Here is a 13,313-nt window from a genome sequence, read left to right on the forward strand (position 1 = left end):
GTTGAAACAGCAGCAGAAAAAGCTAAGAAAGCTATTGACGACGCGACAACTAACGATAAGGTAGATGAAGCGAAGAATAATGGCAATACAGCTATCGATAACATCAACCCAACTGGTGATAAGAAATCTGACGCTAAGAAAGAAATCGACAAAGCGGCTGAAGCTAAGAAAGATGAGATTGATAAGCGTACCGACTTGACGAAAGAAGAGAAGGACAAAGCGAAATCTGATGTTGAAACAGCAGCAGAAAAAGCTAAGAAAGCTATTGACGACGCGACAACTAACGATAAGGTAGATGAAGCGAAGAATAATGGCAATACAGCTATCGATAACATCAATCCAACTGGTGATAAGAAATCTGACGCTAAGAAAGAAACAAGCAAAGAGCAAGGTCATCTTCCATACGGTACGATGATTGGCGGCCTGCTCGCCCTTCTTGGTCTCCTTCTCTTCCTCATCGCTCGTCGCAAGAAAGAGTCAGAACTCAAGAAATTGACCAAGGAATTGACTAAGGTTCTTCAAGAAAGCGACCTTACAAATGTAGATGCGAAAGTTCTCGACAAAGCACGAGAAACTCTCGCTCAAGCAGTTGCCTTCCTAGCCAATGAGAAAGAGTCTGACCACACAGAAGATGAGTTGATTGATAAACTCAAAGCTATTCTTACTCAGTTAAGATAAGTTAAGCTTAGACTAGTCGGAAACTAGCTAGAATAGTACTCGAAAGAGCAACGGTGAAAGCCGTTGCTCTTTTTGAAATTTTTTCGTATTTCATAAACATTTCATATTTGAGTTTTATAATAGTCTTACAAATATGGAGGTAACAAATGAATCCAATCCAAAGAGCTTGGGCTTATGTCAGCAGAAAGCGACTGAGAAGTTTTATTTTATTTCTGATTTTATTGGTCCTATTGGCCGGAATTTCAGCCTGTCTGACTCTGATGAAGTCCAACAAAACAGTGGAAACCAATCTTTACAAATCACTCAATACATCTTTTTCTATTAAAAAGATAGAAAACGGTCAGACTTTCAAGTTGTCAGACCTAGCATCTGTAAGCAAGATTAAGGGACTAGAAAATGCCTCTCCTGAACTCGAGACGGTCGCAAAATTAAAAGACAAGGAAGCGGTGAGTGGTGAGCAGAGCGTAGAGCGTGATGATTTGTCAGCTGCGGACAAGAACTTGGTTAGTTTAACGGCTCTTGAGGATTCATCCAAAGATGTCACCTTTACTAGCTCGGCTTTCAACTTAAAAGAAGGGCGACACCTTCAAAAAGGGGATTCAAAGAAAATCATCATCCACGAAGAGCTGGCTAAGAAGAATAGTCTTTCGCTTCATGACAAGATTACCTTAGATGCTGGACAGTCAGAAGCTGGTAAAGGACAAACTGTCGAGTTTGAAATTGTCGGCATCTTCTCTGGTAAAAAACAGGAGAAATTTACAGGCTTGTCTTCTGACTTCAGTGAAAATCAAGTCTTTACAGACTATGAAAGTAGCCAAAGCCTTTTGGGTAATGGTGAACTTCAAGTCACTGCAGCTCGCTTCTATGTAGAAAATCCTAAGGAAATGGACGGACTCATGAAGCAGGTAGAAAACTTGTCTTTGGAAAATCAAGGCTATCAAGTAGAAAAGGAAAACAAGGCTTTTGAACAAATCAAAGACTCAGTTGCAACCTTCCAAACCTTTCTGACCATTTTCCTTTATGGGATGTTGATAGCAGGAGCAGGGGCCTTAATTCTTGTTTTGTCTCTCTGGTTGAGAGAAAGGGTCTACGAAGTGGGAATTTTACTGGCACTTGGAAAAGGCAAGAGCTCGATTTTCCTACAATTCTGTTTAGAGGTGGTTTTGGTATCTATCGGTGCTTTGTTTCCGGCATTTGTTGCAGGAAACGCAATCACATCTTACCTACTCCAAACACTACTAGCAAGTGGAGATCAGGCAAGTTTACAAGACACGCTAGCTAAAGCAAGCAGTTTATCAACTAGCATCTTATCTTTTGCAGAATCCTATGTCTTTCTAGTTCTGCTTAGTTGCTTATCTGTAGCCCTTTGTTTCCTATTCTTATTTAGAAAATCGCCGAAAGAAATTTTATCATCTATTAGTTAAGAAGGAGAAATCATGACTTTATTACAATTACAAGATCTTACCTACCGTTATAAGAACACTGCTGAAGCAGTTTTATATCAGATCAATTATAATTTTGAACCCGGGAAATTTTACAGTATTATTGGTGAGTCAGGAGCAGGGAAATCCACTCTCTTGTCCCTCCTTGCCGGTCTTGACAGTCCTGTTGAAGGTTCTATCCTTTTTCAAGGAGAGGATATTCGTAAGAAGGGCTATTCCTACCATCGCATGCACCATATTTCCCTGGTCTTTCAAAATTATAACTTGATAGATTATCTTTCTCCACTGGAAAATATCCGCTTGGTCAACAAAAAGGCAAGCAAGGATACACTGCTTGAGCTTGGTTTGGATGAAAGTCAGATCAAGCGGAATGTTCTCCAGTTATCAGGTGGTCAACAGCAGCGTGTTGCCATCGCTCGTAGTTTGGTATCAGAAGCTCCAGTTATCTTAGCTGATGAGCCCACAGGAAATCTGGACCCTAAAACTGCTGGAGATATTGTCGAACTGCTCAAGTCACTTGCCCAGAAAACAGGTAAATGTGTCATCGTCGTAACTCACAGCAAAGAAGTGGCTCAAGCGTCAGATATTACACTTGAGTTGAAGGACAAGAAACTGACTGAAACTCGCAATACTACGAAATAATACGAGCTTTTTCTGTTCGAACTATAAAATAGAACAACATTTAGAAAGGGAATCTATGTTACACAACGCATTTGCCTATGTCACAAGGAAGTTTTTCAAATCGATTGTCATCTTCCTGATTATTCTCCTCATGGCGAGCTTGAGTTTGGTCGGCTTGTCAATCAAGGGAGCTACTGCCAAGGCTTCTCAGGAGACCTTTAAAAATATCACCAATAGCTTCTCCATGCAAATCAATCGTCGCGTCAATCAAGGAACGCCTCGTGGTGCTGGGAATATTAAAGGTGAAGATATCAAAAAAATCACCGAAAATAAGGCCATTGAGTCTTATGTGAAACGCATCAACGCTATCGGAGATTTGACTGGATATGAACTTATCGAAACGCCAGATACCAAGAAAAATCTGACTCCTGACCGTGCCAAACATTTTGGAAGTAGCTTGATGATTACAGGTGTCAATGACTCCTCTAAAGAAGACAAGTTTGTCTCTGGTTCTTATAAACTAGTCGAAGGAGAGCACTTAACAAACGACGACAAGGACAAGATCCTCATGCACAAGGACTTAGCAGCCAAACACGGCTGGAAAGTAGGGGATAAGGTCAAGTTGGACTCTAATGTCTATGATGCTGACAATGAAAAAGGGGCCAAGGAAACAGTTGAAGTGACAATCAAGGGACTCTTTGATGGCCACAACAAGTCGGCAGTAACCTACTCACAAGAACTCTACGAAAACACAGCTATCACAGACATCCATACAGCTGCTAAACTATATGGTTATACAGAAGAAACTGCTATTTATGGGGACGCAACCTTCTTTGTAACAGCGGACAAGAACTTGGATGACGTCATGAAAGAGTTGAATGGTATCAGTGGCATCAACTGGAAGAGCTACACACTGGTGAAGAGTTCTTCTAACTACCCAGCTCTTGAGCAATCCATATCTGGTATGTACAAGATGGCCAATTTCCTCTTCTGGGGCAGCTTGAGCTTCTCAGTTCTTCTCCTTGCCCTCTTGCTCAGCCTTTGGATCAACGCCCGTCGCAAGGAAGTGGGAATTCTCCTCTCTATCGGTCTCAAGCAGGCAAGTATCTTGGGTCAATTTATCACTGAATCTATCTTGATTGCTATCCCAGCTCTTGTTGCATCATATTTCCTAGCCAACTACACAGCTCGTGCAATTGGAAACACTGTCCTTGCCAATGTGACTTCAGGTGTTGCCAAACAGGCTAGCAAGGCGGCTCAAGCCTCTAACCTTGGTGGTGGTGCAGAAGTAGATGGCTTTAACAAGACCTTGTCAAGCCTAGATATTTCCATTCAGACATCAGACTTTATCATCGTCTTTGTCCTTGCTTTAGTTCTAGTGGTTCTTGTTATGGCGCTTGCTTCAAGCAATCTCCTTAGAAAACAACCAAAAGAGCTCTTGCTGGATGGTGAATAATACTGATGCCAGACTGAAAAATGAAGCTAGCAACTGAAAGTTCTAAAATGATAAATGAAGCAGAAAGCAATGGTGAAAATCATTGCTTTCAGTTGCTTTCTTTGTACTTTAGTACTTAAATATGATATACTAAGGTTATGGAATTTATTAGAAAGGAGTTTCGCAACTTATATATGGAATTGTGCATAAAAATCTATAGAAATCTTATCTTGAAAATAGATAGATAAATCTGTAGAAGCCTATCCATATCGCAAACATAGGCTAGTAGACCTAGGCAGGGTCTACCTTGGAAAATATAGAATAGTGAGGAAAAATAAACATTATGAGACAAACAAATGTTAGAGGAAGCTTGTCCCTCCGTGGCTTTAGAAAATTGAGAACAGGTGCAATTGTTGCGACAGGTGTCATTTTGCTAGGTCTGGGCTTTTTAGCTCCAACTGTGTCAGCCAGTGAACAAGATGGTGTCTGGGTAGCCAGAACAGTTGAGGAAGTGAAAGCTGACCTTCAAAAAGAAGGTGATTTATTTAAGTATGTCATTAAGTGGGGAGATACATTAAGTGTTATCAGCGAAGCAAGCAATATCCCTGTAGATGTACTCCAAGAAATGAATCAAGCTTCAGGCAAGAATTTATTCTTACCACACAATGAATTGTACTTTACCGAAGCTGAAACGGTTTCAGATACAGTCACAAAACACAAGATTGTCATCAAAGAAAGTGGTGCAAGTGGCGAAGTTCGCACTTACGAAGTCTTGCTCAAGAAAGATCAGGAAACAAAAGCTGTTACCTTTGAATTAACAGATGTCACTGAGAAAGTTGAAAAAATGACTGTGAACTATAGCTCAGTCTATCAGCCTGTATCAGCACCAGTAGTGGAAAGAGCGGAAGAATCAGGTGAAGAGCCTGCCTCAGAAACATCAGCAGAGACAAGCCCAGAAGTTAAAGAAGAAACAGCAGCTCCAGTAGCGCCAAAAGCAGAAGACGCAGCGACTACACCAGCACCAAAAGAAACAGCACCAGAGGTGGTAACACCAGCTGAATCAAACGCAGAAGTGGCAACAGAATCAGCAGAGCCAGAGGTAGCGAAACCAGCTGTACCAAATGCAGAAACTCCAACGCCGAAAGTTGAAGAGCCAACTACTCCAACACCTAAAGAAGATGCATCAGAAGGAGCAACAGGAACAGAAGTTAACCCAGCTCCAAATGAAGCAGGAACAACAGAAGAAGGAAAAGAAGCGAAAGAGACTGAAGAATCAGAAGCCAACCCAGCTCCAAAAGAAAATCCAACAGAAGGAACAGGTTCAGAAGGAGCAACAGGAACAGAAGTTAACCCAGCTCCAAATGAAGCAGGAACAACAGAAGAAGGAAAAGAAGCGAAAGAGACTGAAGAATCAGAAGCTAACCCAGCTCCAAAAGAAAATAAAACAGAAGGAACTACACCAGGTGCAACAGCAGAAGCAGGGGAAACAACAGGAGAAGCTTCAGGAACAGCAGGGGAATCAACTGAACCGAAAGATAGTGTAGAATCAACACCTGAAGGAACAGGTTCAGAAGAAGCAGGAGCAACAGGAGAAGCTTCAACAGGATCAACTGAAGCAAAAGCAACAGACCCAGAGGTAGCACTAAAAGAAGCTGAAGAATCAGGAACATCTGAAATTACAGAACCAGCAACAACAGCGCCAGCAGCAGACTCTACAAGTGAGGATACTAACGAGAGTAAATCAGAAAAACCAGTAGCAGAAGAAACAACAGTCACAGAAGAACAGCCGGCTACAGACGGTACGGCTTCATCAAGTGCAACAAGTAATTCAGCTGACTCAAGTTCATCAACTGAATCTTCATCAACTGCCTCTGAAGGTGAGTTAACAGCTACGCAACCAGCTGTAGAAGCAGGGACAGGTTCAGAAGTAGCTACACCAGGTGCAACAGCAGAAGAGTCATCAGAATCAGGTTCAGCAGCTACAGAAAGCGAAGAAACAGCTCCAAAACCAAGTGATTCAACATCGTCACCGGTAACCCCAAGTGAAGAAACACCGGTTGCTTCAGGCGATACCAATTCTACTGCACAGCCAGCTGGAGAAACAGGTAACTCTGAAACAACTGCAGAACCTTCCAATACTCCATCTGCAGATGCTACAAATGATTCAGGCAATTCAGAGTCATCAAGTCCGGTAACAGATGATACTACTTCAAATGTGGAAACTACAGAACAACCTGAAACTTCAGCTCCAAAAACTGAAGCAACAGCGCCAAAAGAGGATAAACTACCAACTAATCAAAATGGAGATACATCAAATCCAGTAGATTCAAAGGATGAAACATCAAATACGGCTCCGAAAGAAGGGGATTCAACTTCAGGAGTAACAGGAACAGAAGGAAACCCAACACCTGAAGAAAAAGAAACTGAAGAACCAGGAACATCTGAAGCTACTAAACCAGCAGCAACCTCTACAAATGAGGATACTAACGAGGGTGAATCAGAAAAAACAGTAGCAGAAGAAAAAACTGATACAACAGGAAACAATTCAAATTCATCAACAGATGTTACAAATTCATCAGATAACACAACACCCGAAGCAACAACTACAGGTGATCAAGGAAAAGAGTCAAAAGTAGAAGAACAACCATCAGAAACAGGCGATACACTAACGCCAAAAGAAGGAAACTCAACTGAAGGGACAGTAGACTCAACATCGGCACCAAAAGAAGTAGGAATTACAGGAACTGAAGGAACAGAAGTAGCTAATGCAGAATCCGAATCGAAAGAAGAAAAACCTCAAGCCGATGCATCGGCTGAAGAACATAATGGTTCAGAGAAGACTTTAGAAGAATATACCAAAGACAGTAACAAAGAGGCGATTAATGAGCGTAAGGTTACAAAAGAAGCTGAGATTAGCAACAGTAATTTAAGTAATGATAAGAAAAAAGAAGCACGCGAAAAAGTGGAAAAACTTACTGAAGAGTACCATAAAAAACTCGAAAACGAGAAAGGTACAAATAAACAGGCTGAGTTGGTAGATGAATACGAAACAGAACTAGATAAAATAGAAACTCCAGGTGCAGAATATGCCAGTCCTGATTTCAAGAAACCAATCGAAAGTCATGCTGGTGGTACAACTATCGATGAAAATAGTACAGTCGCAAACAGTGCACTAACTTCTAGCAATCCATCTTCTCAGCCGTCCTTATCTGAAGATTCATCACAAACACAACCTGTGGCAACATCGGATAGTTCTGCAACTGGTAATTCCAGCTTTCGAAGTGCAGGAACTTACCAACCTCGAGTAACTCGTCGTCCTAGAAGTGTAAATGAACCTAAAAATAAAGTTTCTATTTATTACAATTTTGATGGTATGAAAGATATTCCTGGATTCTTTGATGATTTAGGTGGTAAAAATGAAGTAGACATACCAAAAGATGTCTCTGGTGAAGCTTTGAAATCTATTTTAAAAGCAAGAATAGATAAGAAAAAAGCAGAACTTGAAAGCAAAGGATACAAAATTTCTGATGAGTACTTTGTGGGTATTGATCAAGCAGATGCAACTCATTATGACTACGTAGTTACTTTCACTAAAGAGAAAACAGGAACTACAGGATTTAGAATTGCACCAAAAGTTCAAGTTAGAGCTAAAAAAGTTGTAAAAAGAGATTTATCTAATAAAACTAAAAAAATAAATATCTACTATAATTTAACAGCTCTTAAAGATATAGCTGGAGCATTAGGTGAAGTAGGAGAAAATAATCTTTTAACTTTACCAGGTAATGCAACTAAAGAAGATATTAAAAAAGCTGTTGTAGAAAAAACAAAAGCACAAATTGAGAAACTGAAAAAACAAGGCTTTACAGTTAAGTCCACAACAGACTTGGATCAAATCGTTGAGGGTGGAGATAGCTATGATTATGTTGTAGAATTCACAAAAGAATCCAAAACACAGCCAGTAGGAACCACAGGTTTCAGAATGGCTCCAGCAGTTCAACCACGCGCTAGTAGAAATCGTAGAAGTCTAGAACAGCCAGCTCCTCAAAAGGTCAAAGTAAATGTATTTTATAACTTTGATAAAATGAAGGATATTGCAGGTTTTCTAGGAGATATCAATGGAACCCCTCTTGAAGTCGCAGCTGGTTCAACTAACGAACAGGTGAAAGAAGCTGTCAAGACTCAAGTTGATGCTATGAAAGATAAACTACGTGAACGTGGCTATACTTTCAAAGAGGACTATGTCTATCAAGCTAATGGGAAAGATTATAACTACGTTGTAACATTTTCAAAAGCAACTAAATAATTTTCATTCCATAGGGAGTGAAATATGAGCAGAGAGAGCGATAGGCTCTCTTTGTTTTATCTAGTGGTCAGTTGATTACAGACAAAAGGCCAGTAAGAGGCTATAATAAAAATAGAGTAGGTATTTATTCTAAGAAAAATAAAAAATAGAGAGCAGTTAAAGTATGAAAATTTTAATTGTAGAAGATGAAGAGATGATCCGTGAGGGGGTCAGTGATTATTTGACGGATTGTGGTTATGAAACCATTGAGGCGGCGGACGGTCAAGAAGCTCTGGAGCAATTTTCTAGCTATGAGGTAGCCTTGGTTTTACTGGATATCCAGATGCCCAAGCTTAACGGCCTAGAAGTCCTAGCTGAGATTCGCAAAACCAGCCAAGTCCCTGTCTTGATGCTGACCGCCTTTCAGGATGAAGAATACAAGATGAGTGCCTTTGCCTCTCTGGCAGATGGCTATCTGGAAAAACCTTTCTCCCTCTCCCTCTTAAAAGTGAGGGTAGACGCGATTTTTAAGCGCTATTATGATATGGGACGAGTCTTCTCTTATAAGGATGCGAGGGTGGATTTTGAAAGCTACAGTGCAAGCCTAGCAGGTGAGGAAGTAGCTATCAATGCTAAAGAGTTGGAAATTCTTGATTATTTAGTGAAAAATGAAGGACGAGCCTTGACTCGATCTCAGATTATCGATGCCGTATGGAAAGCGACAGATGAGGTTCCCTTTGACCGTGTCATTGATGTCTATATCAAGGAATTACGGAAAAAGCTAGACTTGGACTGCATCCTCACTGTGCGCAATGTTGGTTATAAATTGGAGCGAAAATGAAACGAACAGGTTTGTTTACAAAGATATTTATCTATACCTTCTCGATTTTTAGTGTTCTGGTAATTTGCCTTCATTTAGCCATTTATTTTCTCTTTCCCTCGACTTATCTGAGTCATCGTCAGGAAACCATTGGTCAGAAAGCGACAGCCATTGCCCAGTCCCTAGAAGGGAAAGATAGGCAGAGTATCGAGCAAGTGTTAGACTTGTACTCCCAGACTAGTGAGATTAAGGGGGCTGTCAAGGGCGAGATGACTGAGGACAAGTTAGAAGTCAAGGACAATCTTCCTCTGGACACAGACCGCCAGACTACCTCCCTCTTTATCGAGGAGCGGGAGGTGAAAACGCAAGACGGTGGCATCATGACTCTCCAGTTTCTAGCTTCCATGGATTTGCAAAAGGAAGCAGAGCAGATTAGTCTCCAATTTCTCCCCTATACCTTGCTGGCATCCTTTCTAATTTCCCTCTTGGTGGCCTACATCTATGCTCGGACCATTGTTGCCCCGATTTTGGAAATCAAGCGGGTGACCCGACGGATGATGGATTTGGATGCCCAAGTGCGATTGCGCGTGGACTCTACGGATGAGATTGGTGATCTCAAGGAACAAATCAATAGCCTCTACCAGCATCTTTTGACTGTCATTGCGGATTTGCATGACAAGAATGAAGCTATTCTCCAACTGGAAAAGATGAAGGTCGAATTCCTACGAGGGGCCTCTCATGAATTGAAAACACCGCTGGCTAGTTTGAAAATCCTGATCGAAAACATGAAAGAAAATGTCGGTCGTTATAAGGATAGAGACCGTTATCTGGGAGTAGCCTTGGGGATTGTGGATGAGCTCAATCACCATGTTCTGCAGATACTTTCCCTCTCTTCTGTGCAGGAATTAAGAGATGATAGGGAAACAATTGACCTACACCAGATGACGCAAACTCTAGTCAAGGATTATGCTTTGCTAGCGAAGGAAAGAGAACTTCAGATTGACAATAGCTTAAGCCATCAGCAGGCTTATCTAAATCCATCAGTCATGAAGTTGATTCTGTCTAACCTCATCAGCAATGCTATCAAGCACTCTGTTGCAGGCGGCTTGGTCCGCATTGGAGAAAGAGAAGGGGAACTCTTTATAGAAAATAGCTGTAGTCCAGAAGAACAAGAAAAACTAGCCCAATCTTTTTCTGACAATGCTAGTCGCAAGGCCAAGGGTTCTGGGATGGGGCTCTTTGTGGTCAAGAGTCTATTAGAACATGAAAAATTACCTTATCGTTTTGAGATGAAGGAGAATCGTTTGACTTTCTTCATAGCTTTTCCAAAAGTCGCCCAAGACTAGGGATGGAAAGGGTTTACATAGATGAAGCTAGAAGAAATTCAATCGAAACTGCGGGAAAAACTAGATTTTTTTGTCAAAAAGTGATAAAATGAACAATGTAAATGGGATGACCCATAAAAATATACAGGAGGCCTGATAAAATGGCAATCGTTTCAGCAGAAAAATTTGTCCAAGCAGCTCGTGACAACGGTTATGCAGTTGGTGGATTTAACACAAACAACCTTGAGTGGACTCAAGCTATCTTGCGCGCAGCAGAAGCTAAAAAAGCTCCAGTTTTGATCCAAACTTCAATGGGTGCTGCTAAATACATGGGTGGTTACAAAGTTGCTCGCAACTTGATCGCTAACCTTGTTGAATCAATGGGTATCACTGTACCAGTAGCTATCCACCTTGACCACGGTCACTACGAAGATGCACTTGAGTGTATCGAAGTTGGTTACACTTCAATCATGTTTGATGGTTCACACCTTCCAGTTGAAGAAAACCTTAAATTGGCTAAAGACGTTGTTGAAAAAGCACACGCTAAAGGTATCTCAGTAGAAGCTGAAGTTGGTACTATCGGTGGTGAAGAAGACGGAATCATCGGTAAAGGTGAATTGGCTCCAATCGAAGATGCTAAAGCAATGGTTGAAACTGGTATCGACTTCTTGGCAGCTGGTATCGGTAACATCCACGGTCCTTACCCAGCAAACTGGGAAGGTCTTGACCTTGATCACTTGCAAAAATTGACAGAAGCTCTTCCAGGATTCCCAATCGTATTGCACGGTGGATCAGGTATTCCTGATGAACAAATCCAAGCAGCTATTAAACTTGGTGTTGCGAAAGTTAACGTTAACACAGAATGCCAAATCGCATTCGCTAACGCAACTCGTAAATTTGCTCGTGACTACGAAGCAAACGAAGCAGAATACGACAAGAAAAAACTCTTCGACCCACGTAAATTCTTGGCTGACGGTGTAAAAGCTATCCAAGCATCAGTTGAAGAACGTATCGACGTATTCGGTTCAGAAGGTAAAGCTTAATCTAGCTGAATAATACATACAGAACCTGCCCATTGGGTGGGTTTTTTGATTTCAAGCTACTCGTTTTGGTATAGTCAACTGAAACTAGACTAGCACAATGCTGCTTCTATAGCGTTTTGAAACTGGAATAGGACGTCATGACTGCTAAAAGATTTCTATAAATTCATTTGATTTTCCTAATCAATTTGTTCGTATCCTATTTCATTCCACTATAAAACATTCTTATCAATTGATTTGAATGCCAAAATTGCATCGCTCCGGTCTTATTTCATTTGGCTATAAAAAACTCTCCTAGAATTCTCAGGGGAGTATGAGTGGTTATTTGAACTTAAATCCTTCGTAAATAAGCTCTGTTTTTGGATTTTGTTTCTTAATCTGTTTGGCAAGTGACTTCATCATAGAAAGAGGACCACACATATAGACGCTTGCATGTTCGGGCACTTCTTTTTGTTCAAAATTAAGATAGCCGTCTTTCCTACTGTCTACTAGATGGAGTTCAAAATTAGGATTTTTCTGAGCATAGTCATGGAGCAAATCTAGATAAACTGCATTTTCCTTTCCACGGAAGCTATAGTAGAAGTGAACCTGTTTATCTAAAATAGGATGTTCACGGATGTAAGAGATGAAGGGGGTAATCCCAATGCCTCCAGCAATCCAAACCTGATTTTCTCGTCCTTCTTCTATGATCATGTGCCCGTAAGCTCTGTCTAGTGTTACTTTGCTGCCGACTTGAAGATTGTCATAGATATTCTTGGTATGGTCACCTGAATTTTTAACAGTAAAGTAAAGAGTTTGACCATGACCTCCTGAGATAGAAAAGGGATGCGGAGCACTTTCAAAACCTTCTTGGAAAATCTTTAGGAAGGCAAATTGTCCTGCTTGATAGTTGAAAGGTCTGCTAAGATGGATTTGAATTTCTCTAGTATCGTGGTTTAAGCATTTGAGATTGGTAATTTTCCCTAGATAGGGGAAGGAAATTTTTTGATATAGAAAAATGATATAAAAACCAGCTAGCAAGCCTAAAAGGGCATAGCTACCAACAAGAAAACTTAGAAGATTAAATGTAAGGAGACGATTGCCCATCATCATGTAGACGTGAAAGAGTCCAAAAATATAGGCTAGATAAACCAGACGGTGAATCCATCGCCAAGCTTCGTATTGGATGTATTTGCCTAAATAGGCGACAAGGATGATGCTGATAAAGATATAGATTGCAAGATTGCCAAACTGAGCAGCTAATCGAGAGCCCCACAAACCGCCCATACTAAAGTTATGAAAGATTAGTAGAACGATGGAGAGAAAGGCTATGAATTTGTGGATAGTGTAGACCTTCTCCAAACCGTGAAACCAGTTTTCTAGTAGGGGGAGACGAGTGGCTAGGATAAAAGTCAGAGATAGGCTTGTTAAAGCTAGTCCTGGAATCATGAATTGGGGAGAAGTGTTCATCCAAGTCAAAATAGTCAAGATAAAACTAGCTATGATAAAGAGTAGTCCTTTGATTGATTTCATAGAAAATTCCATTTCATTTAGATTTGATTTGTTGTAAACAAATTTGTTACATTTTATCATAGAAAAAGTATGGTGTCAAATTGAGGTCTATAAATATCTACTCTCATCAAAAAACTCTCCAATTGAACTGGAGAGTGGCTGTTTATACTCAATGAAAA

9 protein-coding genes are annotated in these 13,313 nt (G+C 40.7%); 8 read left to right on the top strand and 1 reads right to left on the bottom strand.

Annotated elements, in window-relative coordinates; all coding sequences use genetic code 11:
- From HT730_RS06245 to HT730_RS06280, 8 genes are all read left to right on the top strand, one after another.
- Window positions 1-678 (top strand): DUF1542 domain-containing protein (locus HT730_RS06245; RefSeq protein ID WP_173307116.1); only part of this gene is annotated, 678 nt, incomplete at its 5' end.
- Between the two features lie 146 nt (window positions 679-824).
- Window positions 825-2,102 carry an ABC transporter permease gene (locus HT730_RS06250; protein ID WP_173307117.1) on the top strand — a complete coding sequence of 426 codons (1,278 nt, stop codon included), beginning with the start codon at window positions 825-827 and terminating at the stop codon, window positions 2,100-2,102.
- Between the two features lie 12 nt (window positions 2,103-2,114).
- A complete protein-coding gene (gene vex2, locus HT730_RS06255) occupies window positions 2,115-2,762 on the top strand; it encodes an ABC transporter ATP-binding subunit Vex2 (RefSeq protein ID WP_000173725.1) in 648 nt (215 codons plus the stop codon).
- A gap of 55 nt (window positions 2,763-2,817) precedes the next feature.
- Complete coding sequence (vex3, locus tag HT730_RS06260; RefSeq protein WP_173307118.1) at window positions 2,818-4,197, top strand: ABC transporter permease subunit Vex3; 1,380 nt, start codon at window positions 2,818-2,820, stop codon at window positions 4,195-4,197.
- Between the two features lie 322 nt (window positions 4,198-4,519).
- On the top strand, window positions 4,520-8,479 hold the full coding sequence (locus tag HT730_RS10515) for a hypothetical protein (RefSeq protein ID WP_240151471.1): 3,960 nt from the start codon (window positions 4,520-4,522) through the stop codon (window positions 8,477-8,479).
- Between the two features lie 163 nt (window positions 8,480-8,642).
- Entirely contained in the window at window positions 8,643-9,299 is a 657-nt protein-coding gene (gene vncR, locus HT730_RS06270) for a response regulator transcription factor VncR (protein ID WP_173307119.1), read from the top strand.
- On the top strand, window positions 9,296-10,624 hold the full coding sequence (gene vncS / locus HT730_RS06275; protein ID WP_173307120.1) for a sensor histidine kinase VncS: 1,329 nt from the start codon (window positions 9,296-9,298) through the stop codon (window positions 10,622-10,624). Before vncR ends, vncS begins: the two co-directional genes overlap by 4 nt.
- Window positions 10,625-10,764: 140 nt before the next feature.
- Entirely contained in the window at window positions 10,765-11,646 is an 882-nt protein-coding gene (locus HT730_RS06280; protein ID WP_001018997.1) for a class II fructose-bisphosphate aldolase, read from the top strand.
- 318 nt (window positions 11,647-11,964) lie between these two features.
- Here the strand turns inward: HT730_RS06280 and HT730_RS06285 are convergent, their stop codons facing one another.
- Complete coding sequence (locus HT730_RS06285; protein ID WP_173307121.1) at window positions 11,965-13,155, bottom strand: ferric reductase-like transmembrane domain-containing protein; 1,191 nt, start codon at window positions 13,153-13,155, stop codon at window positions 11,965-11,967.
- Window positions 13,156-13,313 lie beyond the last annotated feature (158 nt).

The sequence above is a fragment of the Streptococcus sp. k-628 genome (genome assembly GCF_013277475.1).
In the GTDB taxonomy this organism is placed as follows: domain Bacteria; phylum Bacillota; class Bacilli; order Lactobacillales; family Streptococcaceae; genus Streptococcus.

Bases quoted from the DNA above. Each gene is read 5' to 3' on its own strand.
- HT730_RS06250 (WP_173307117.1), top strand. From the start codon at position 825: ATGAATCCAATCCAAAGAGCTTGGGCTTATGTCAGCAGAAAGCGACTG.
- vex2 (WP_000173725.1), top strand. From the start codon at position 2,115: ATGACTTTATTACAATTACAAGATCTTACCTACCGTTATAAGAACACT.
- vex3 (WP_173307118.1), top strand. From the start codon at position 2,818: ATGTTACACAACGCATTTGCCTATGTCACAAGGAAGTTTTTCAAATCG.
- HT730_RS10515 (WP_240151471.1), top strand. From the start codon at position 4,520: ATGAGACAAACAAATGTTAGAGGAAGCTTGTCCCTCCGTGGCTTTAGA.
- vncR (WP_173307119.1), top strand. From the start codon at position 8,643: ATGAAAATTTTAATTGTAGAAGATGAAGAGATGATCCGTGAGGGGGTC.
- vncS (WP_173307120.1), top strand. From the start codon at position 9,296: ATGAAACGAACAGGTTTGTTTACAAAGATATTTATCTATACCTTCTCG.
- HT730_RS06280 (WP_001018997.1), top strand. From the start codon at position 10,765: ATGGCAATCGTTTCAGCAGAAAAATTTGTCCAAGCAGCTCGTGACAAC.
- HT730_RS06285 (WP_173307121.1), bottom strand. From the start codon at position 13,155: ATGAAATCAATCAAAGGACTACTCTTTATCATAGCTAGTTTTATCTTG.